The organism is Burkholderia sp. 4M9327F10 (assembly GCF_005503145.1).
Taxonomy (GTDB): Bacteria; Pseudomonadota; Gammaproteobacteria; order Burkholderiales; family Burkholderiaceae; genus Paraburkholderia.
The window spans coordinates 97761-118631 of record NZ_SCNV01000012.1; the positions used below are offsets into that span (position 1 = coordinate 97761).

Genomic DNA, 20871 nt, shown 5'->3' on the forward strand with positions numbered 1-20871 from the left:
GTCAGGCGTTCCTGCTCCGGGTAGTCGTCAGATTGGTGTTGTGCGCGAGCGGTGCCGCAGTCGATTCGGCCGCCACGCTCGTGGCAAATCCGGAGGTGGGTTTCGCGGCGCTTCCGGTGGCGGATTCAGCGGCGCTCTCATTGCCCTGCTGACCGGTCTTTGCATTGGCCGTTTGATCCGCATGTGGAGCAGCCGGTTCAGCGTGCCAGAAGTCGAAGTAGTTGAACCAGTTATACGGCGCCGCGCAGCAATATTTTTCGAGCAGCGCGACATAGCGGGCGAGCGCGGCCTGTACCTCGGCGCTGCGTTCGCCGCGTTCGAGCTGCGAGAAATCGGCCAGCTTTTCGAAGTGAATATCGTAGCGGTTGCCGCCACGGTAGAGCCCGGTCATAAAGATCACCGGGCGCCGCAACATGGCGGCCATATGCAGCGGCCCGAGCGGAAACGCCGCCGGTGTGCCGAGGAACTCGAGCCAGCGCATCGAGTCGCGCGCGTCGCCGAGCAGGGTGCGGTCGGCGAGGATGCCGATCAGGCTGCCGGCGTCGAGATGCTCGCGCACTTTCAGCATCGAATCCACCTGGCCGAGCGCGATCACATCCGGCTTCGCCGCCGGATTGATGGAGGCGAGAATTTCACTGATGCGGCGCGCGTTTTCCTCGTACATCGTTATCGCGACCCGCAGGTCCGGTTGCGTGCGGCCGATTGCACGGATCACTTCGAAGCTGCCCAGATGCGCGCCGATCAGGAACGCGCCGCGTCCTTCGGCCAGCGTGTCCGCCATCACGGGTTGGCCGTGCACACGCAGATCGAACAGATCGAAGCGGTCGTTCAGCAGATAGATGCGGTCGTGGATCGTCGAGCCGAACACTGTCAGATGGCGCAAGACGTCGAGCCAGCCGGCCGGCCGGCCAAGGGCGCGCGCAAGGTAGTCGCGCGACGCCTTGCATGCCGCCGGTGAAAACAGCAGAAAATAGACCGCTGCCGGTTTTAGCACAATGCGGCTCAGGCGCCGGCCGAGGCGCAGCGAGAGCCAGCTCATCGCGCGCATCAGCGACCGGTTGCTGCGCTCCTTGCGTTGGGTCCAGGCGGGGCGTTTCATGACGTCACCGCTTCTTCAGGCGCTGTTTCGACGGCTGCGGGCGCCGCCAGCACGCCGCTCGCTACCGTGCGCGAGCCGGCGCGGATCGTGAAACGGATCGTGCCGCTGGCGCTGGTTTCGAACGCGAGATCGAGCGGCGTGCCGGGTGCGGCCGGGCTCAGGAATTTGGCTGAATTCAGGCGCCAGGCGTCGAGCGGGCGGCCTAGCGCGCGACCGATCGCGCTGATGGCATGATCGAGCAGCACGACACCCGGCACGACAGGCTGGCCGGGGAAGTGGCCCGCGATGGAAGCGTGATCGGCGGCGATCGTGAAGCCGAGTGTGGCTGCGTTCGCCGCCGCGCCGCGTGGCTGGCGCGTATGTTGTGCCACCAGTGCCGTCAGCACGTCGCGCGGCAGTTTGCCGGTCGCATTGCGCGGCAGCGAGGCGACGAAGATCAGCGGGCGTGGCATGAACGCCGCGTCGATGCGCTCGCGCAAGGCGCGCTGCAGATCGGCGGGTGTGAGATCGGGCGCAACGACGAGAGCAAGCAGACGCGTGACCGGTTCGCCGCGGCCCACAGCGCTTGCCGCGGCGCCGCAGACAGCACTGGAGCCGACCGCAGGCACGGACGACGCAGGACCTGCCGCGGGAGCGGCGTCGGGCATAAAGAACACGCCGTCCACCACACCGGTTATCTCGTTCAACTGATGATTCAGATAGCCGAGCGAGGTGCGCTTGCCCGCGATATTGATGAGATCGCCCTTGCGGCCATGCAACAGGAACTGGCCATCGTCGAGGAGTTCCAGTGTATCGCCCAGCGGCACCGGCGTCTCGACATGGCCGCCGGATACCCAGACGGTCGCATCATCCGCGCTGCCGCTTTCAGCACCATCGTCATGCCGCGTCTCCAGCCGCAGTTCAGGGTAGAGCTGCCAGGCGTCGCGCAGCGCCGTGCGGCGCGTGGCGATCTGGCCGCTTTCAGTACTGCCATAGATTTCCAGCAAGGGCGCACCGAGCCGCGCCTCGGCGGTGCGCGCCAGATCCTGGGCAAGCGGTGCGGTCGCGGACAGCATCAGCGCGACGGGCGGCAACGCCTGGCTCGACATCATCAGCGCGCGCAGATGGACCGGTGAGGTGACCAGCACGCGCGGTTGAGGGAGCGCGGCGAGTTCGGCGGCGACATCGCCCGGATAGAACGGTTGCCGGTTGCTGAACGCGACACCGCCGATCAACGCCAGCAGCACGGTGGTTTCGAAGCCGTACATATGCTGCGGCGGCACCGTGCCGACCAGCGTGCATGCGCCCATCTCGGGCAGGCCGAGACGCGCGGCTGACGTGCGCAGGCAGCGCACCAGATAGCCCCACTTCTTGCCGTGCGGCACCGGCACGCCAGTCGACCCGGAGGTGAACAGGTATGCCATCACCTGCTCGGCGTCGATCTGCGGCACGGCAACTTCGGCGCGCCGATCTTCAGCGCCCGGGCCGACGCTCGCCCCGGCACCGCCATGCGCCGCATCCACACCGGACTCCGAAGGAAAGCGAAAACGCGGCAACGCCACGCTGCAGTGCGCGCTGTCGTGCAGGCAGAAGGTGTCCGGCGCGAACGCCGCCAGTTGCCGCACCGCCTCGGGCGTGTGCGCCGAGGGCAGCAGGCTGATCTTGCCGGCCACGAGCGTCGCGCACAGGCCGACGGCAAACCGGTAGCGATCGGTGCACATGTTGAAGACATGGCCACCGGCCGGCAGCATCCCGGCAAGGCGCGTCACGTCACCGAGAAACTCGCGCACCGAGACCGGCGTGCCGTCGCGCCAGGCAATCGTCCCGGTGGACGACGAGTGGAACAGCAGAGGAAAGCTCGGCATAACGTCAGTCAAAACAGTGATCGTGGTTCTGCGCGGCAGCGCTGCGCTGCCGCGCGGGCATTGAGCCCGCCTTCATTGTGCGCGTTCGGCGCCGCCTTGCATGGTATGCCGGTAGGCGCGGGCGGCGGCGAGCAGGCTGGAGCGTTTGACGTCGGGCAGGGCGACGCGCCGCCAGGCATGTTCGCCGACGAACATGACGGCAACCAGCGGCAGCGTCATGTAGTTGGCGAAGGTGGACCACGCAACCAGCGGCGCCGTGACGAACAGCAGTGTCGAGATGCCTGCGACAAACAGGAAGAATGCCGTCCACGCTACGGTAATCTGGCGCGTGTAGTGCGCGACGGCCGGCGTGAGCGTGCCGTGGACCATAGCGGCGAAGCGGCTGCACAGCGGCTGGCGGCCCGCCGCGAGGGTACGGCCGAATACCGACGCCATCAGCAGCGTGAAGCCCAGATGTTCGAGATAGGCGCTCCATTCGAAGTGACGCATGAGCGGTTCGCGCGCCAGCCACAGCGCGGCACAGAGGCAGGCCCACAGCGGCAGCAGCCATCTGCGCTGCGGCGCGCGGGCGGCAGCGGCAAGCGCGATCAACAGCAGCGGCGCGACCACTACGATGAGGCCGAAGCCTCGCGCGCCTGGCGTGCTGGCCGCGTAGTGCGTGCCGACCTCGCAGGCCACGACGACACCCACGGTGCCGGCGCCGCGCAACGGGCGGCCTGGCGACATGCGCGTCTTCGGCGGGCGCGTCTGTCCATCGGGAATAAGGTCAATACGCTGCATGGATGGGGATCTTTAAAAGCCGGTGCGGACGTCTGAACTCTGACCGTCCACCGCCGGTTCTTTCATCACATGAATGACACGACGGCCGTCTGCGACGATACCGCTTGCCACGCATTTTTCGTTCCTACCCGGAACCTGATTAAAGACCGGCCTGAGCGTCCCGGGTTCGCTGGCGGTTTTGTAACTGTTTGTGTGATCGCGCGCATCGCACGCGGCGGGCGCAATTCTAGCGTACTGTCCAGGGCCAGGCGCAGACGGGCTTTCGCCTTTCAGACCCTTACGGGAAGGCGGCGCCGGCAGAAAACGTCGTGTAACCCTTTCGCGCTATACGAGCCTCTACGGCTCCTCTAGAATCGCCCCAGACTTACAATCTCATATATATGGCGGGCAGCGTGGCGGTCCGACGGGGTAACCAGGGCCCGCTGCTCCCGGGCGCCGTCCAGGAGGCGGCACAGGGTTTGCATCACGGCCTGTGGGCACCCCTTCCATTGGCATCGATCCCGGCATACAACGCAATGAATAAACTGGAACAAGAACTCGCCGCGCTCATTATCGGCGAACTGAATCTCGAAGACGTGCAGCTCGATGCGGTGACTGCCGATACCCAGCTATACGGCGAAGGCCTGGGACTCGACTCGATCGATATCCTCGAAATCGCACTGCTGATTTCGAAGAAGTACGGCTTCGAACTGCGTTCGGACAATCCGGACAACCAGAAGATTTTCGCCACGCTCGGCGCGCTGGCTGCATACGTGGCGGCGCATCGGATCCGCTGACGGGCGGCCTCTGGAAATGCCGCGCCGCGCGTCCCTGGCACTGCTTGAAAGCGAAGAGTAATGGAGAGTCGATGCGAGCGCTTGTGACAGGCGGTAGCGGCGCGCTGGGGCAGGCCATCAGCGTGGCCCTGGCGCAGGCGGGCCACGAAGTCTGGGTGCACGCGAACCGCGGTCTCGCGCAGGCCGAGGCCACGGCCGCGCAGATCGTCGCGGCTGGCGGCACGGCCCGTGCTATTGCGTTCGATGTCACCGACGCCGAGGCCACGCGGCTCGCCCTCGAAGCGCTGCTCGCGCAGGCGCCCGTGCAGATACTCGTCAACAACGCCGGGATTCACGACGACGCGCCCATGCCCGGCATGACGCACAGGCAATGGCACAGCGTGATCGACGTCACGCTGAACGGCTTTTTCAATGTCACGCAGCCGCTCCTGCTGCCGATGATCCGCACCCGCTGGGGGCGCATCGTCAACATGGCGTCAATAGCGGGCCTGCTGGGAAATCGCGGCCAGGTGAACTATGCAGCGGCCAAGGCCGGCTTGATCGGCGCGACGAAATCGCTCTCGCTCGAACTGGCCTCGCGCGGCATTACGGTGAATGCGGTGGCGCCCGGCATGATCGAGTCGCCCATGGCGGCCGCCGCCTTTCCGCCTGAGCGGATCAGGCAACTGGTGCCGGCGCAGCGCGCGGGTCGACCTGAGGAGGTCGCGGCGATGGTGGCCTACCTCGTGTCCGACGCAGCGGCTTATGTGACGGGCCAGGTGCTGTCGATCGACGGGGGCCTAGCCTGAGGCGGCAACATCAGCATCCAGAGGAAAACGATGACGCATGCAAGCCAACCTGACGCAACGCCCTGGGATGTCGTCGTGATCGGCGGCGGGCCGGCGGGTTCGAGCGCCGGCACCTTGCTCGCCGGGCGTGGCTACCGCGTGCGCCTGCTGGAAAAAGCCCGGCATCCGCGTTTTCATATCGGCGAATCGCTGCTGCCGGCCAATCTGCGCCTGTTCGAGCGCCTGGGCGTAGGCGAGCAGGTGAGGGCGATCGGCATGGTCAAGCTTGGCGCCGAATTCGTCTCGCCGCAGCACGGCAACCGCATGGAGCGCTTCCTGTTCGCCGAGGCGTGGGACAAGTCGATGCCCGGCGCCTACCAGGTGCTGCGCTCGGAACTCGATCATCTGCTGCTGCGCAATGCGTCGGCGCATGGCGTGGAGGTGGTGGAAGGCTGTCAGGCGCGCGATGTGGCGTTTCTGCCCGACGGCTCCGGCGCTGTGATCCGCGCGCAGCATGAGGACGGCCGTGAAGAGCAGTGCCGCGCGCGCTTCGTGGTGGACGCCTCGGGCCGCGACACGCTGCTCGCGAACCAGTTCAGGAGCAAGCGCCGCAACAACCGGCACAACAGCTCCGCGCTCTACGCACACTTTCGCGGCGCGCAGCGCAACGCCGGCGAGCACGAAGGCAACATCACGGTGTACTGGTTCGAGCACGGCTGGTTCTGGTTCATTCCGCTTGCCGACGGCACCACCAGCGTTGGGGCGGTGGTGTGGCCGCACTACCTGAAAAGCCGGCCGAAGGGCCGCTCGCTCGAAGTGTTTTTCGCCGACACGATCGCCTTGTGTGCGCCGCTCGCCGAGCGTCTGAGGCAGGCCGAGCGCCTGAACGACGTGACCGCCACCGGCAACTACTCGTACACCGGCGAGCTCACGCACGGCCGCAATTTTCTGCTGCTCGGCGACGCGTTTGCGTTCATCGATCCGGTGTTCTCGTCCGGCGTGATGCTGGCCATGCAAAGCGCGTTTGCCGGCGCCGAGGCGATCGACGTCTGCCTGCGCGACCCGGCCCGTGCCGATGCGGCGCTGGCGCGCTTCGACAGGCGTCTGCGGCATGGGCCGAAAGCGTTCTCCTGGTTTATCTACCGGATGACCTCGCCGGCGATGCGCGAGCTTTTCATGGCGCCGCGCAACGTGCTGCGCATGAAAGAGGCGCTGCTGTCGCTGCTGGCCGGCGATATCTTCGAGAACACGCCGATCTGGCGTTCGCTGGGCCTGTTCAAGGGCGTGTACTACGTGTCGGTGCTGCTGAATGCGCCGCGCACCTGGCATGCATGGCGCGGCCGGCGCCGCAATCTGCGGGTGACGGACGGCCCACAGGACGGGCCCTAAGCCATAAGCGGACAACACGAACGACAAAGCGGACGACAAGACGGACGAAAAGACAGCCCATACAACGGGCCCGGCCATAACAAACCTTCATTTGATTTGCTGTATTTCATGCGCACAACGAGCCCCTCGCCGACTCACCTGGTTCTGATTCCGAGCTACAACCCCGGTGAAAAAGTCTATGAAACCGTGCGCAGCGCGCGCGAACACTGGAACCCCGTGTGGGTGGTGGTCGACGGCAGCACGGATGGCAGTGCTGCGCGTCTGCAGGCGCTGGCCGAGCAGGATGCCGGCCTGCGCGTGATCGTGCTGCCGCACAACCAGGGCAAGGGCGCGGCGGTGCTGCACGGTCTCGACGAAGCCGCCGGCCTCGGTTTCACGCACGTCCTGACGATGGACTCCGATGGCCAGCATCCGGCCAACCTGATCCCCGGCTTCATGAGCGCCTCGCTGGCACAACCGGGCGCAATGGTGCTCGGCATGCCGAAGTTCGACGCCAAGGCGCCGAGAGCGCGCGTCTACGGCCGGCGCCTGTCCAACGGCTGCGCCCACCTCGAGACCTTGTGGGCCGGTATCGGCGATTCGCTGTACGGCTTTCGCGTGTATCCGGTCGAGCCGTTGCGCAAGGTGATGAGCCGCCACGTGTGGATGCGGCGCTTCGATTTCGATCCGGAAGCCGCCGTGCGTTTGTGCTGGGAAGGTGTGCGGCCCATCAACATCGAAGCCCCCGTGCGTTATTTCCGCGCCGACGAGGGCGGTGTGTCGCATTTCAATTACCTGCGCGACAACCTGCTGTTGTCGTGGATGCATCTGCGGCTTTTCTGCGGCTTCCTCCTGCGCCTGCCCGTGCTGATCGCGCGGCGCCTCGAACAGCGGCCGGAACACCGGCGCAGCTAAACCGGCTTCCTGCCCACACGTGCAGGTGAAGTCAGATGAAGGCAGATGTAAGCCATCTGCCTTTTATCGGGTTATACCCTGGGATGCCTTCCGTTCGACGGACGGCTCTGGTATAACTCCGCTCCAAAGCTGATTACGTTTTAGCACGGCAAAAATTCAGTTTCGCGTCAACGGCGCGGACCGGGCAATGCGAAGGAGCGGTATGGCGCGCGTGGTAGTGGTGGGCAGCATCAACATGGACATGGTGGTCACGACCGAGGTGTTTCCGCGTCTGGGCGAAACGCTGTCCGGTACGCATTTCGCCACCTGGCCGGGCGGCAAGGGCGCCAACCAGGCGGTCGCCGCGGCACGCCTGGGCGCCGATGTGACGATGATCGGCCGCGTCGGCGCGGATGCGTTCGGTGCGCAACTGAAAGCGACCCTGGAGCGCGAGGGCATCGACACCCGCTGGGTTTCCACGGCGAGCGCCGCCACCGGGATTGCTTCGATCACGCTAACCGGCGGCGACAACGCCATCGTGGTGGTGCCCGGCGCCAACCACGAGCTGTCCGCTGCGGATCTCGATCTTGCGCACGAAGCGTTCGCTCGCGCCGACGTGATCCTCGCACAACTCGAAGTGCCGCTCGCCACCGTCCTGCATGCGGCAAGGCTCGCCAAGCGCTTCGGCAAGCCGTTCTTCCTGAATCCGGCGCCCGCGGTGGCGTTGCCTGCCGAGCTGATCGCGCTGACTACCTTACTCACACCGAACGAGCACGAACTCGCCACCGCGCTGCAAACCGCGGGCGAGCCGTGGGCCGAGGTGTTGCGGCGCATGCCGGGGCGCATTGCGATGACCCATGGCAAGGACGGCGCCTACACCAGTGGTGAGGATGGCGAACTGGTTCATGAGGCGGGCTTCGAAGTCGAGGCCGTGGACACCACCGGCGCCGGCGACACCTTCAACGGCGCGCTCGCCGCCTTCTGGCATCTGGGCGCGGCACAGGCCATGCGCCGCGCCAATGCGGCAGGCGCACTGTCCGTCACCCGCGCGGGTGCGCAGGGCGGTATGCCCACGCTTGCCGAACTCGAACAGTTTTTGATGATTCAAGCATGAAAAGACTCGGACACCTGAACCGCGATATCGCCCGCGTGCTGGCCGGCATGGGACATACCGACAGCGTCGTGATTGCCGATTGCGGCCTGCCGGTTCCCGACGGCGTGGAATGCATCGACGTCTCGCTCACGCTCGGCGTGCCGGGCTTTTTCGACGTGCTGGACAGCGTGCTGGCCGATTTCAAGGTGGAGCGCGCGGTGTTCGCGAGCGAAAGCCTGACGCAGAACGCCGCCGTGGCGCAGCGCCTGACGCAGATGCGTGCCGCAGAGGTGGTTGTCGAGGACGTTCCGCATGAGCAGTTCAAGCGCCTCTGCCAGCAGGCAAAGGCCGTGATTCGCACCGGCGAGTGCAGTCCCTACGCGAATGTGATCCTGCATTCGGGCGTGATTTTTTGAGCACCGCGTTTTTGAGCACGGCGTTTTTGAGCACCGCACGGGCTGCTGGCGGTGCGATGTTTTCTGAAAGAGGCGTGTCATGCAAGTGACCATGCGGGGCATCGGCAAGGCGTTCGGACCGGTGCGCGTACTCGAAGGTGTCGACTTCAGGATCGGCGCGGGGGAAATTCACGCGCTGATGGGCGAGAACGGCGCCGGCAAGTCGACGCTCATGAAGATTCTGAGCGGCGTTTATCAGGCCGATGCGGGCGAGATCCTGATCGACGGCAAGGCCGTGCAGATCCGCAACACCGTCGACGCCGAACGCGCGGGCATTGCCATCATCCATCAGGAATTGAACCTGATTGCGCAGCTATCGGTGATGGAGAACCTCTTTCTGGGCCGCGAGCCGAGCCGTTTCGGCGTGGTCGATTCGGCCGCCATGCGCAGGCAGTCGCGCAAATGGCTCGACATGGTCGGCGCGCAAAGCATCGATCCGCAGACGGAAGCGGGGCAGCTCTCGATTGGCCAGCAGCAACTGGTGGAAATCGCCAAGGCGCTCTCGCTGGATGCGCGCGTGCTGGTGATGGACGAGCCGACCGCGGCGCTCACGCATCGCGAGATCGAGACGCTGTTCGAGATCATGCTGGCGCTCAAGGCGCGCGGCGTGGCGCTGGTGTACGTCTCGCACCGGATGGAAGAAATCTTCCGCATCTGCGACAAGGTCAGCGTGCTGCGCGACGGCCACTTTGTCGGTGAACGCGCGGTGAAAGAGACGAATTTCGATGAGGTGGTGCGCCTGATGGTGGGGCGTGAGCTGGGCGAGCGCTTTCCGAAGCGCAACCATGCGCCCGGCGAAGTGCGCTTCGCTGTGTCGGGCCTCGCCGACGACGGCAACATTTCCGGCATTTCATTCGACGTGCGCGCCGGCGAAGTGCTCGGCGTGGCCGGCTTGATGGGCGCGGGCCGCAGCGAAATTCTGCGCACGCTGTTCGGCCTGAACCGCAGGACGGCAGGCTCGGTAACGCTCGACGGCCGCACGCTCGAGGTGCGCGATGCATCCGGCGCGATTGCGGCCGGCATCGGCTTTGTCACCGAAGACCGCAAGAGCCAGGGCCTTGTGCTCGGCATGTCGGTGCGCGAGAACGCGACGCTGGTCCACCTTGACCGCTACGCGCGCCTGGGCGTGGTGAGCGACAGCGCCGAACGCGCGGCGGTCGCCGATCTGATCAGGCAGTTGCGCATTCGCACCCGCGATGCGGAGCTGGACGTGAAGTCGCTTTCCGGCGGCAACCAGCAGAAGGTGGTGTTTGCCAAATGGCTGGCCGAGCCGCCCAAGGTATTGCTGCTCGACGAGCCGACCCGCGGCGTCGACGTGGGCGGCAAGGCCGAGATCTACACCATCATCAATCAGTTGGCCTCGCAGGGCGTGGCGATCGTGATGGTGTCCTCCGAGTTGCCGGAAGTGCTGGCGATGAGCGATCGCATTCTGGTGATGCATCAGGGCAGGCAGAACGGCATCTTCGCGGCGGCCGGCGCCACCCAGGAAGTACTGATGACGGCCGCCACCGGCGGCAAGGCGGCTACGGCTTAACACGACCCGAGGCGGCCTGAAACCGCCAGAAAAGGCTCAAGCGGCAACGCATTGGTTCAAGCCGCTTGCCGACGGCCCGGACAACCGGCAATCGAGACCCGAACGAGAAACGAAATGGCGCAATTGACCATGACACCCAGTACCAAGGCCACGCTGCAAAAGCTCGGGCCGTTTATCGCGCTTCTGATCATCGCGGTGGGGCTTGCCATTATCAGCCCCAGCTTCCTCACGCTCGACAACCTGCTCAACGTGATGCGCCAGGCGTCGATCAATGCGCTGATCGCCTTTGGCATGACGCTCGTGATCCTGCTGGGCGGCATCGACCTGTCCGCCGGTTCGGTGCTGGCGCTCTCGTCGGTGATCATTGCAACGCTCATGCAAAGCGGCACGCCGGCGGCGCTCGCAACGCTCGCCGGCCTTGTCGCCGGCGGCGTGATGGGCCTTTTCAACGGGCTGGTCATCAGCAAAGGCAAGGTGGCGCCGTTTATCGCCACGCTCGGCTCGATGACCGTGCTGCGCGGCCTCGCGCTGGTGGTCTCCAACGGCAGCCCGATCAGCAGCTTCAATAGCGATTTCTTCTCGATGCTGGGCGGCGGCTATGTGGCGAGGCTCGTGCCGATTCCGGTGGTGCTGATGCTGGTGATGTTCGCCGTCTTCTGGTTCGTGCTGAAGAAGACCGTGTTCGGCCGTCACGTCTATGCGACCGGCGGCAACGCCGAGTCGGCCAGGCTTTCCGGCGTGAAGGTGGATCGCGTCCAGTTGTGGGTGTACACGATCTCCGGCGTGATGGCGGCGATAGCCGGCGTGGTGCTGACCTCGCGCCTGAACTCCGCCCAGCCGACCGCCGGCACCGGTTACGAACTCGACGCCATCGCCGCCGTGGTGCTCGGCGGCACCAGCCTGACGGGCGGGCGCGGCTGGATTTTCGGCACGCTGGTGGGCGCGTTGCTGATCGGCGTGCTGAACAACGGCCTGAACCTGATGGACGTGTCGTCGTTCTACCAGCAGGTGATCAAGGGCGGGGTGATCCTGCTCGCCGTGCTGATCGACCGGGGCAACAAGAAGTAACGACGATTGACGCGGCCGCCCCGGCGAATCTCGCCCCCGTGCCATGAACCCGAAACCAGGCGGCCGCAAGGATTTTTTTACCGCAGAAGCGGCGCAAGCCGTGTAGTACGACTAAATGATGAACGTCACACTCTATCTATAGGACTCAGGAGACGACCATGAAGAAAATGCTTACGAAATCGATCTCGCCGCTGTTTTCACCTCTGTTTGCCGCCCTGCTGGTGGTCGGCCTTGCCGCCTGTTCGAAGCAGGGCCCGGATACCACCGCCGCCGCGCCCGCGAGCGGCGCTTCCGCGCCGGCCGCGAGCGGCCCCGTGACGGTGGGTCTGTCGATTTCGACGCTCAACAATCCGTTCTTCGTTTCGCTGCGCAAGGGCGCCGAAGACGAGGCGAAGAAGGAAGGCGTGACGCTCATCACCGTCGACGCGCAGAACGACCCGGCCAAGCAGCAGGCGAGCGTCGAAGACCTGATCCAGAAGAAGGTTAGCGTGATCCTGATCAACCCGACCGATTCGTCGGCTGTCGCCAACGTCGTCAAGGAAGCCACCGACAAGGGCATCAAGGTGGTCTCGCTCGACCGCAGCGTGAACGGCGCCGAGGTCAGCTCGCACATCGCTTCCGACAACAAGGCCGGCGGCAAGATGGCCGCGGACTTCCTCGTCGACAAGCTGGGCGGCAAGGGCAATGTGGTCGAGCTGCAGGGCATTCCGGGTTCGTCGGCTGCGAATGAGCGCGGCGCCGGCTTCGACACCGAAGTGGAAGCAAAGGGCGGCGTGAAGATCGTCACCAAGCAGCCGGCTGACTTCGACCGCGCCAAGGGCCTCTCGGTGATGGAAAACATCATCCAGAGCAACAAGGACATCCAGGGCGTGTTCGCGCAGAACGACGAGATGGCGCTCGGCGCGCTCAAGGCGCTGCAGGCGGCGGGTCTGAAGAACGTGGCCGTGGTGGGCTTCGACGCTACCGACGACGCGATTGCCGCCGTCAAGGCCGGCACGATGGCGGCCACGGTGCAGCAGCAGCCGGAACTGATCGGCCAGTACGGCGTGCAGACCGCGAAGAAGCTGGTCGACGGCCAGCCCGTGGACAAGTTCATCCCGGTTCCGCTGAACCTGTATAAACAATAACCTCTAGAAACTGCAAGTTCTCAGCAGCTTATCCCCGTAGTACCATCTGGCACTGAAATCAATGTCGATGCAGTGCCGCCCGCCACCCGGTATGCACCGGCGTGGCGGCGTCTCCCGCCAATACCTGACTGGTGCATGCCGCATAGGCCCTGGGCTGCCGGCATCGTGCGGCAGCCGCCGTTACCGGGCCTACCCGGCCCGCGTTAGCGAGGGGCATCGACCTACTGCAGCGAGGAAGCCAGCGTGACCAAGTTCGAGCGCCTGACCATTGACGATATCGCACGTCTCGCGAAAGTTTCGCGCACGACCGCGAGCATGGTGCTGAACGGCTATGCGGAACGCTACCGGATTTCCGCCGCCACGGTCGAACGGGTGCTGCAGGTCGCCAAAGAGCATCATTTCACGCCGTCACAATCGGCCCGGGCGTTGCGTTCGCGCCGCAGCAATACGATCGGCCTCGTTATTCCCGATATCACCAATTCCGTACACTCCGCGTTCGCCCAGGCGATGGAGTGGCAATGCCGCGAACAGTATCGCTGCCAGCTCGTGGTCGTGACGAGCGATGAAGACCCGGTGCGGGAAACCGAAGGGATAGCCCACCTCGTTTCGCATCAGGTCGACGGCCTCGTGGTGGTGCCGTGCACGACCGAGGCGGAGCGCTATCAGAAGTGGGTGAAACGTCTGCCGCTCGTGTTCGCCGACCGCCGTGTCGAGGACAGCGAGATTCCCTACGTGGTCACGGATGCAACAGAGATTGTGGCCATCCTGGTGGGCGACGCGCTCCGGCAGGGCGCAAGCGAAGTGGTGTACTTCGGCGGCCGGCCGGACCTGTCGGCCAGCCGCGATCGCCTGGCCGGCTACCGTCAGGCGCTGGCGGCGCATGGTCTGGCCGAGCAGGGCGACTGGGTGCATCAACGCGACTTCCAGCGCGAGTCCGGCCGCGCGCTGATGCAGGAGTGGTTCGCCACGCATGGGCGCTATCCGCAGGCGCTGTTCGCCGGCTCGATCACCTTGCTCGAAGGCGCCCTGTCGTTTATGAGCGAGGCGCACAAGCTGGCTCAGGCGCCCGATCTGCTGATGTCGTTCGACGATCATCAACTGCTCGATTGCCTGCCGCTCGCCATTGACGCCATCGTGCAGGACAGCCGGCAACTGGCCGAGCATAGCTTGCGTTCCGTGTTTGCGATGCTCGAGGGCAATGCGCATCCTGAGTCGCTGCAGGTGCCGGCGCATATTCACTATCGGCGCGCGCAAGGGGCTTCTGTCTAGGCACCGCGATTCAGGCCCCTGTCCAGACAGACAGCCGCCCGCCTTTTCGCTCCACCTTTTCGTTCCACCTTTTCGTTCCACCATTTCGCTCCAGCGTGACGTGCCATTGAACGGCGCGCGGAGCGCGCTTGCCCGCGTCGCAGCAAAAACCCGGGGTTCATGCAAAAATCGCGGCCGGAGCAATGGGTAAGGCTGCGCATGACGGGCGGGCCGCCACCAGAAGGCCATACCAGGACCACACCGAGGCAGCACCACGGCCATCGCGCCGCGCCCATTAAAAATATCATTGGTGACGAGGAGTAGACAGTTGATTCAGCGTATCTCGGGCTTTTTCACGCAGGTGGTGCATCGCGTCCTGCCTGACCCCTTAATTTTCGCGATTTTCCTGACCATTGCGACCTTCGCGCTTGCGTTCGGGCTCACGCCCAAAGCGCCCGCGGAGCTGGTCGTCATGTGGGGCGGCGGCTTCTGGAATCTGCTGGCGTTCTCGATGCAGATGGCCATGATTCTCGTCACCGGTCATGCGCTTGCCAGTTCGGGACCGGTCAAACGTCTGCTGGTCGGGCTCGCCAGTTCGGCCCGCACGCCCGCGCAAGGCGTGATGCTGGTGGCGTTTTGCGGGGCGGTGGCATGCGCCGTCAATTGGGGCTTCGGTCTCGTGCTCGGCGCGATGCTTGCACGTGAAGTGGCGCGCCGCGTCAAGGGCACCGATTACCGTCTGCTGGTGGCCTGCGCATATATGGGCTTTCTGACGTGGCATGGCGGGCTGTCCGGCTCGGTGCCGCTGGTTGCCGCCACCAAGGGCAATCCGATGGAAAAGACCATTGGACTGATCCCGGTGTCGCATACGATTTTCACCGGTTACAACGCCTTCATCACGTTTGGACTGATTCTGCTGCTGCCCATCCTCGCGCGCCTGATGATGCCCAAGCCTGACGAGGTGGTGGCGGTGGACCCGGCGCTGCTCGAAGACCCGCCTTCGGTCGAACGCACGCTGCCGGCCAATGCGACGCTCGCCGAGCGGCTCGAGGAGAGCCGCGTTCTCGCGCTGCTGGTGGCGCTGGTGTGCGCGCTGTATCTGGTGGTGCGTACCGTGCAGAAGGGATTCACACTCGATATCGACACCGTGAACCTTGTATTCCTCGCTGCCGGCATGGTGCTGCACAAGACACCGATGGCGTATGCACGGGCCGTCGGCGCGGCAGCGAAGGGCGCGTCCTCGATCATGATCCAGTTTCCGTTTTACGCCGGAATTCAGGCGCTGATGGATCATTCGGGGCTGGCCGGCATTATCACTACGTGGTTCGTGGAGATCGCCAATGTGCATACCTTCCCGCTGCTCGCGTTCCTCAGCTCGGCGGTCATCAATTTCGCGGTGCCGAGCGGTGGCGGCCACTGGGTAGTGCAGGGACCGTTCGTGATGCCGGCGGCGCAAGCCCTGCACGCCGACCTCGGCAAGTCGGCGATGGCGATCGCCTACGGCGAGGCCTGGACCAATATGGCGCAACCGTTCTGGGCGCTGCCGGCGCTGGCGATTGCCGGGCTTGGCGTGCGCGACATCATGGGCTATTGCGTCACGGCGCTGCTGTTCTCGGGCGTCGTGTTCATCGCGGGTCTGTATCTGTTCTAGACTTGTTCCAGACCTCGTCTGGTTAAAGCCATCCAGTTCCCGGAGGCGCGACGTATGAACGCTGACGATCCCGCTCCTCCCGCGGAGCAACCGGTGCGCCGCCGCGTGCTCGTATGGGATGCGCCAACCCGCCTGTTCCACTGGCTGGTGGTGGCGCTGGTCGCCGCCGCTTACGCGACCCTCAAGCTCAACTGGATCGACTGGCACGTGCGCGTCGGCGAAGCGCTGCTGGCGTTACTGCTGTTTCGCGTGCTGTGGGGCTGCTTCGGCAGCGAGACGGCGCGCTTCCGGAGTTTCGTGGCATCGCCCGTAGCGGCCTTGCGGCATCTGCGCCACCTGTTTCGCCGCGAACCGGACGTGCAGGTGGGCCACAATGCGGCGGGCGGCTGGATGGTCCTGCTGCTGCTCAGCCTGCTGTTGCTGGAGACGCTGAGCGGACTCTACGTCTACAACGAAGTCGCCGATGAAGGTCCGTTGAGCGAATGGGTGCCCGCCTGGATCGCCAATGCCATTTCGATGCTGCATGGGCTGGTGTGGGATGCGCTGCTCGCCGCGGTCGCACTGCACTTGCTGGTGATCACGCTCTATGCGCTGGTGAAAGGCCACAACCTGGTCCGGCCGATGCTGACCGGCTACAAGCCGCTGCCGGCATCGGTCGCCGCGCCGCGGCAGACGCCAGCGTGGCTGGCGCTGCTGATGCTGGTCGCGGGCGCGGTCGTAGTGATACTGCTCGCCGCTTATCTATGAGCCTGCGGCAGTGGATTCCTTCAGAGCAACCCGGTCTTACTTGGGCGGCACAACCTGGCCACGGATTTCGCCGCCGGGGTTGGTCTTGGTATGCACGTTGATATACATGTCCCCGGCAAGGAATTCCTGCGCATCCTCAGGCGATAAAGTGGCCTGACCGCTCAGCGGGCTGGTCACCGACATCGTGCCTTTCTGCGAAATCCACACTTTTACGCCGGCGTTTTTACCGGCCGGAGCGGGACCGTGGAAATGCGCCATGGTGGCGTCACTGGAAAGGCCGCTGAAGGTGATATTCCAGGTGACGACCCGTGTGCTCGGGTCGTAGGTAAGGTTCGCCGTGCCGCTGCCGGGCGTCTGGACCGGCGGCACCTGCTGGTCGCCGGTGAGCGGGACGGTAAAGGCGACCGGCGCCGCTTGCGCGAGCGAGACGGTGCCGGCGAGAGCGAGGCCGGCGAGAAGCAGGAGAGCGCGACGCGAGATCGAAACTGTCATTTGGTTTTCTCCGTTCTGAGGTTTGGCTTGCGAGGCGTGTACCTTGCAAGCACCGTCGGCGGTTGCGCCCAGCGCGAAACGCAGCACGGCGCGCTGGGCGGCGCGGCGGTGAAACAAGCATAGACTCAACCCGGCGCGAACTCCAAGCCGGCCAGGTTCATGCATTCCGGCATGCGAAACCACGGGCGTTATCCGGACTAGCGGACGCGATGGCGCGCCCGTGGCTTGCCGGTTATTGCGCGGTGTCCGCGCTCAGCTTTGTCTCGCCGGCGAACATCGGGCGGTAACGCTCCTCGACGTCCACGCGCGTGTTGACCTCCAGCATGAAGCTGCCGGGAATCCAGCAGAAGAACCGCGAGCCGCGTGGATGTTTGATCATTTTGGTTTGCATTTTTATCCCGTCCGCCACCAGACGCTCATACATTGCCTCGACTTCCTGTACCGTCGGAAGCTCGATTCCAATGTGGAAATTTTTCGGCCATTCGTCGTGACGGCCTTCCGCCTGTTCGATCACGATGTCGAAATCGCGTCGTGTCAGGTAGCGGCCGTTTCCCGACGTCGTGATCCTGCATTCAAGGTAACGTTCGAAGAATGCGGCGGTCGCGTCGACGTCGGAGGAGGGGAAGCTAAGATGGTTGAGTTTCAAGATTTCACCTGTTTAAAGGAGTTTTCGAATGAATTTTCAAGTTTTAACTGACTAGGACTGCTTATTTAATTACCGCTTTCGCCCGAAACGCCAGTCTTGCCCTGCGTGCAGGCAGGATCCGCGTCGCTGTGCAGGACAGGCTCGCACGTTGCTGGGATCGCTGCGGGAGGGCAAGGCGGCAGGCGCGAAACACCGCGCCATTTGCAGGCGTTTTGGGTCAGGCGTCGCGGGAATGAAGCAGACAAGCGTATCCGCCTGGCGAATGACGCGCCAACCGAGAGCGGAATACCTGGGAGGTGGCTTGCTGGAAGCCGATGGGAGAGTGTGTCAATCCGGCAAGACATTTTCGTCAACCTCGCGCGCAGACGAACCGGCGGTGAACGGATTCACCGAGGATCGATGTTGCGCGTTGATTGACGTTAAACGCTTACGGCTGCAAAGCTGAGCAGCGAGTAGAGATTAGTGGCTCGGGTAGGTGCTGTCAAGCCTTCATTGCCGCCTCGCTGGCGTCTCATTGCCGTTTCGGTTGGCCCAGGATCTCAAGCGCCTCGCGGGCGAAGTCGACCCAGAACTGTTCCTGGGCGATCCCCGCTCTAAGCACCAGATGCTGGAGCCGTGCCGTTCGCGATGCGGGACTCCCCGGAAAATCGCGCGCCTCGATTTCGCGGTACAGGTCCAGTTTCTCCTGGTGCAATCCAAGGCGCCGCCCGATTTCCGCCTCCAGCCCGGCGGGGCCGAGCACCGCCTCCGCGCGCAGCCGCACCATCAACTCGTCGCGCAATGGCGTCGGGTCCTCGCTTTCCGCGATCCAGCGCCGTAGCTCCTTCTTGCCGGCCGGAAGAATCCGGTAGGCCCGCTTACGGCCGCGCCCCGACTCGGCAGGCAATGACTCGATCCAGCCGGCTTCCTCCAGACGGCCCAGCTCCCGATAGATCTGCTGATGCGTGGCATGCCAGAAATAGCCGATCGAACGGTCGAAGCGGCTCGCCAGTTCCGAACCGGAACCGGGGCGTTCGGCAAGCGAGGTGAGGAGTGCGTGAGGCAGGGACATGTCGGATCGGATCAGCGAGGGTCACGGAATACGCGCATCTTGCCATATTGGGGACACAGGATCCCTCGCTGGGAAATTTAATGCAACCAGTTGCATTAACGGGAATCGCGGGCTAGTATCTGTGCAACTGGTTGCATAAACGGAGACGCTGCCGATGAACCCCTATCCGCATCTGACGATGCCGCTTGAACTCGGCTTCACGTCGCTCAGGAACCGTGTGTTGATGGGCTCGATGCACGTCGGCCTGGAGGAAGCGCCGAACGGCTTCGAGCGGATGGCGGCGTTCTATGCGGAGCGGGCACGCGGTGAGGTGGGCCTGATCGTCACGGGCGGCATCGCGCCGAACGAGCGGGGCAGGCCCGCCACTGGCGGCGCAATGCTGACTACTGAAGCGGAGGCGGAGCGCCATCGCGTCGTGACGCGCGCGGTGCACGCCGAAGGCGGCAAGATCGCCATGCAGATCCTGCATTTCGGCCGTTACGCGTATCACCCGGCGCTTGTCGCGCCGAGCGCGCTGAAGGCGCCGATCAACCCGTTCACGCCACACGCGCTCAGCGGCGAGGAGATTGAGCAGACGATTGCCGATTTCGTTCGCTGTGCCGCGCTCGCGCAGCATGCGGGCTACGACGGCGTCGAGATCATGGGTTCGGAAGGTTATCTGATCAACGAATTCATCGCGCTGCGCAGCAACCATCGTGAGGATGCTTGGGGCGGCGCGTATGAGAACCGCATCCGTTTTGCGGTTGAGATCGTGCGGCGGGTGCGCGAGCGGGTCGGCGCAAACTTCATTGTGATCTACCGGCTCTCGATGCTCGATCTCGTCGAAGGCGGCTCGACGCTCGACGAAGTGATCCAGCTCGCGCAGGCCATCGAAGCGGCCGGCGCGACGATTCTCAACACGGGCATCGGCTGGCACGAGGCGCGCATCCCGACTATCGCGACCAAGGTGCCGCGTGCCGCCTATGCCTGGGTCACCCAGCGGCTGATGGGCAAGGTGGGCATTCCCCTCATTGCGACCAATCGCATCAACACGCCCGACGTCGCCGAGCAGTTACTGGCCGAAGGCGCGTGCGACATGGTGTCGATGGCGCGGCCGTTCCTTGCGGACCCCGCCTTCGTGCGCAAGGCGCGGGAAGGGCGGGCCGATGAAATCAACACCTGCATCGGCTGCAATCAGGCCTGTCTCGATCACACGTTCGGCGGCAAGATCACTTCGTGCCTCGTGAACCCGCGTGCGTGCCACGAAACCGAACTCGTGATCGAGCCTGCCGCGCGGCGCAAGCGGATCGCGGTGGTGGGCGCGGGTCCGGCCGGCCTCAGCTTCTCGATCACGGCCGCCGAACGCGGGCACGACGTGACCCTGTTCGAGGCCGGCGCGGAGATTGGCGGCCAGTTCAACATCGCCAAGAAAGTGCCCGGCAAGGAAGAATTCCACGAGACGTTGCGTTACTTCCGGCGGCAACTCGAACTGCATCGCATCGAGGTGCGGCTCAATACGCGTGTCGACGTGACGCGGCTCGTCGACGGGCACTATGACGAGATCGTGCTCGCAACCGGCGTAACGCCGCGCGTGCCCGAGATCGAAGGCGTGGAAGGCGCGAACGTGCTCGGCTACCTCGATGTGCTGCGCGACGGCAAGCCGGTCGGCGCCAATGTCGCAGTGATCGGCGCCGGCGGGATCGGCTTCGACGTGGCCGAATACCTGACGCACGAAGGCGCGAGCGCAAGTGTCAAGCCGGCGAAGTTTTATGCAGAGTGGGGCATCGATGCCACCTATGAAGCGCGCGGCGGCGTGCGCTCGCCCCATGTAGAAGCGCCGGCGCGCCGCGTTCATCTGCTGCAACGCAAGGCCACCAAGGTCGGCGAGCAGCTCGGCAAGACGACGGGCTGGATTCACCGCACATCGCTGAAAGCGCGCCGCGTGGCGATGTCTTCCAATGTGACGTACGAGCGCATTGACGATGCGGGCCTGCACGTGTGCATCGACGGCGAGCGGCAGACTCTCGCGGCCGACCATATCGTGATCTGCGCGGGACAGGAGCCGCTGCGCGAGCTGTACGACGGTTTGCGTGCGGCGGGCTGTGCGGTGCATCTGATCGGCGGGGCGGACGTCGCCGCGGAGCTCGATGCAAAGCGGGCGATCCTGCAAGGTACAACGCTCGCAGCCACCCTTTGAAGAGATCGCGGCTTGATTCCACGCTCCGCACATTCGTCCGGCTGTTGCAGCGGGA

General features: G+C 64.7%; 19 protein-coding genes. 13 read left to right on the forward strand and 6 right to left on the reverse strand.

Annotated elements, in window-relative coordinates; translation table 11 throughout:
- Position 1: 1 nt before the first annotated feature.
- The 3 genes from FFS45_RS14240 to FFS45_RS14250 form a co-directional block, all read right to left on the reverse strand.
- Positions 2-1099: an acyl-CoA synthetase gene (locus FFS45_RS14240; protein ID WP_249362779.1), complete on the reverse strand. Its 1098-nt coding sequence runs from the start codon at positions 1097-1099 to the stop codon at positions 2-4.
- Entirely contained in the window at positions 1096-2943 is a 1848-nt protein-coding gene (locus tag FFS45_RS14245) for an AMP-binding protein (RefSeq protein ID WP_137955287.1), read from the reverse strand. Before FFS45_RS14245 ends, FFS45_RS14240 begins: the two co-directional genes overlap by 4 nt.
- Positions 2944-3015: 72 nt before the next feature.
- Complete coding sequence (locus tag FFS45_RS14250; RefSeq protein WP_137955344.1) at positions 3016-3669, reverse strand: hypothetical protein; 654 nt, start codon at positions 3667-3669, stop codon at positions 3016-3018.
- Positions 3670-4238: 569 nt separating this feature from the next.
- On the opposite strand from FFS45_RS14250, the gene FFS45_RS14255 reads away from it, so the two are divergent.
- The 12 genes from FFS45_RS14255 to FFS45_RS14310 all read left to right on the forward strand — a co-directional run bounded on the left by FFS45_RS14255 (position 4239) and on the right by FFS45_RS14310 (position 16451).
- Positions 4239-4499 (forward strand): phosphopantetheine-binding protein, encoded by a 261-nt coding sequence (locus FFS45_RS14255; RefSeq protein WP_137955288.1) that lies wholly within the window; start codon positions 4239-4241, stop codon positions 4497-4499.
- A gap of 71 nt (positions 4500-4570) precedes the next feature.
- Positions 4571-5287 carry a 3-oxoacyl-ACP reductase FabG gene (fabG, locus tag FFS45_RS14260; protein WP_137955289.1) on the forward strand — a complete coding sequence of 239 codons (717 nt, stop codon included), beginning with the start codon at positions 4571-4573 and terminating at the stop codon, positions 5285-5287.
- A gap of 30 nt (positions 5288-5317) precedes the next feature.
- Entirely contained in the window at positions 5318-6655 is a 1338-nt protein-coding gene (locus FFS45_RS14265) for an NAD(P)/FAD-dependent oxidoreductase (protein ID WP_137955290.1), read from the forward strand.
- Between the two features lie 108 nt (positions 6656-6763).
- On the forward strand, positions 6764-7549 hold the full coding sequence (locus FFS45_RS14270; protein ID WP_137955291.1) for a glycosyltransferase family 2 protein: 786 nt from the start codon (positions 6764-6766) through the stop codon (positions 7547-7549).
- Between the two features lie 202 nt (positions 7550-7751).
- Positions 7752-8642, forward strand: a complete 891-nt coding sequence (rbsK, locus tag FFS45_RS14275) for a ribokinase (protein ID WP_137955292.1) — start codon at positions 7752-7754, stop codon at positions 8640-8642.
- Positions 8639-9037 carry a D-ribose pyranase gene (gene rbsD / locus FFS45_RS14280; protein WP_137955293.1) on the forward strand — a complete coding sequence of 133 codons (399 nt, stop codon included), beginning with the start codon at positions 8639-8641 and terminating at the stop codon, positions 9035-9037. The genes rbsK and rbsD overlap by 4 nt, the downstream gene beginning before the upstream one ends.
- Positions 9038-9116: 79 nt before the next feature.
- Positions 9117-10610: a sugar ABC transporter ATP-binding protein gene (locus tag FFS45_RS14285; protein ID WP_137955294.1), complete on the forward strand. Its 1494-nt coding sequence runs from the start codon at positions 9117-9119 to the stop codon at positions 10608-10610.
- Between the two features lie 114 nt (positions 10611-10724).
- On the forward strand, positions 10725-11678 hold the full coding sequence (rbsC, locus tag FFS45_RS14290) for a ribose ABC transporter permease (RefSeq protein WP_137955295.1): 954 nt from the start codon (positions 10725-10727) through the stop codon (positions 11676-11678).
- Between the two features lie 158 nt (positions 11679-11836).
- Complete coding sequence (gene rbsB, locus FFS45_RS14295; RefSeq protein WP_137955296.1) at positions 11837-12805, forward strand: ribose ABC transporter substrate-binding protein RbsB; 969 nt, start codon at positions 11837-11839, stop codon at positions 12803-12805.
- 243 nt (positions 12806-13048) lie between these two features.
- Positions 13049-14074: a LacI family DNA-binding transcriptional regulator gene (locus FFS45_RS14300; RefSeq protein ID WP_137955297.1), complete on the forward strand. Its 1026-nt coding sequence runs from the start codon at positions 13049-13051 to the stop codon at positions 14072-14074.
- A gap of 307 nt (positions 14075-14381) precedes the next feature.
- Positions 14382-15704: a TIGR00366 family protein gene (locus FFS45_RS14305; protein ID WP_137955298.1), complete on the forward strand. Its 1323-nt coding sequence runs from the start codon at positions 14382-14384 to the stop codon at positions 15702-15704.
- 54 nt (positions 15705-15758) lie between these two features.
- Positions 15759-16451 carry a cytochrome b/b6 domain-containing protein gene (locus FFS45_RS14310; protein WP_137955299.1) on the forward strand — a complete coding sequence of 231 codons (693 nt, stop codon included), beginning with the start codon at positions 15759-15761 and terminating at the stop codon, positions 16449-16451.
- 36 nt (positions 16452-16487) lie between these two features.
- Here FFS45_RS14310 and FFS45_RS14315 read toward each other — a convergent pair whose 3' ends face one another.
- The 3 genes from FFS45_RS14315 to FFS45_RS14325 all read right to left on the reverse strand — a co-directional run bounded on the left by FFS45_RS14315 (position 16488) and on the right by FFS45_RS14325 (position 18640).
- Positions 16488-16943 carry a CHRD domain-containing protein gene (locus tag FFS45_RS14315; protein ID WP_137955300.1) on the reverse strand — a complete coding sequence of 152 codons (456 nt, stop codon included), beginning with the start codon at positions 16941-16943 and terminating at the stop codon, positions 16488-16490.
- Positions 16944-17175: 232 nt separating this feature from the next.
- Entirely contained in the window at positions 17176-17589 is a 414-nt protein-coding gene (locus FFS45_RS14320; RefSeq protein ID WP_137955301.1) for a VOC family protein, read from the reverse strand.
- 511 nt (positions 17590-18100) lie between these two features.
- Positions 18101-18640 carry a PadR family transcriptional regulator gene (locus FFS45_RS14325; RefSeq protein ID WP_137955302.1) on the reverse strand — a complete coding sequence of 180 codons (540 nt, stop codon included), beginning with the start codon at positions 18638-18640 and terminating at the stop codon, positions 18101-18103.
- Between the two features lie 154 nt (positions 18641-18794).
- Between FFS45_RS14325 and FFS45_RS14330 the strand changes: the two genes are divergently transcribed.
- Positions 18795-20816 (forward strand): NADPH-dependent 2,4-dienoyl-CoA reductase, encoded by a 2022-nt coding sequence (locus FFS45_RS14330; protein ID WP_137955303.1) that lies wholly within the window; start codon positions 18795-18797, stop codon positions 20814-20816.
- Positions 20817-20871: the final 55 nt, after the last annotated feature.

Coding starts and splice junctions, on each gene's coding strand:
- rbsB (WP_137955296.1), top strand. CDS start 11,837: ATGAAGAAAATGCTTACGAAATCGATCTCGCCGCTGTTTTCACCTCTG.
- FFS45_RS14325 (WP_137955302.1), bottom strand. CDS start 18,640: ATGTCCCTGCCTCACGCACTCCTCACCTCGCTTGCCGAACGCCCCGGT.
- fabG (WP_137955289.1), top strand. CDS start 4,571: ATGCGAGCGCTTGTGACAGGCGGTAGCGGCGCGCTGGGGCAGGCCATC.
- rbsK (WP_137955292.1), top strand. CDS start 7,752: ATGGCGCGCGTGGTAGTGGTGGGCAGCATCAACATGGACATGGTGGTC.
- FFS45_RS14240 (WP_249362779.1), bottom strand. CDS start 1,099: ATGAAACGCCCCGCCTGGACCCAACGCAAGGAGCGCAGCAACCGGTCG.
- FFS45_RS14270 (WP_137955291.1), top strand. CDS start 6,764: ATGCGCACAACGAGCCCCTCGCCGACTCACCTGGTTCTGATTCCGAGC.
- FFS45_RS14245 (WP_137955287.1), bottom strand. CDS start 2,943: ATGCCGAGCTTTCCTCTGCTGTTCCACTCGTCGTCCACCGGGACGATT.
- rbsC (WP_137955295.1), top strand. CDS start 10,725: ATGGCGCAATTGACCATGACACCCAGTACCAAGGCCACGCTGCAAAAG.
- FFS45_RS14310 (WP_137955299.1), top strand. CDS start 15,759: ATGAACGCTGACGATCCCGCTCCTCCCGCGGAGCAACCGGTGCGCCGC.
- FFS45_RS14250 (WP_137955344.1), bottom strand. CDS start 3,669: ATGTCGCCAGGCCGCCCGTTGCGCGGCGCCGGCACCGTGGGTGTCGTC.
- FFS45_RS14255 (WP_137955288.1), top strand. CDS start 4,239: ATGAATAAACTGGAACAAGAACTCGCCGCGCTCATTATCGGCGAACTG.
- FFS45_RS14285 (WP_137955294.1), top strand. CDS start 9,117: ATGCAAGTGACCATGCGGGGCATCGGCAAGGCGTTCGGACCGGTGCGC.
- rbsD (WP_137955293.1), top strand. CDS start 8,639: ATGAAAAGACTCGGACACCTGAACCGCGATATCGCCCGCGTGCTGGCC.
- FFS45_RS14265 (WP_137955290.1), top strand. CDS start 5,318: ATGACGCATGCAAGCCAACCTGACGCAACGCCCTGGGATGTCGTCGTG.
- FFS45_RS14330 (WP_137955303.1), top strand. CDS start 18,795: ATGAACCCCTATCCGCATCTGACGATGCCGCTTGAACTCGGCTTCACG.
- FFS45_RS14315 (WP_137955300.1), bottom strand. CDS start 16,943: ATGACAGTTTCGATCTCGCGTCGCGCTCTCCTGCTTCTCGCCGGCCTC.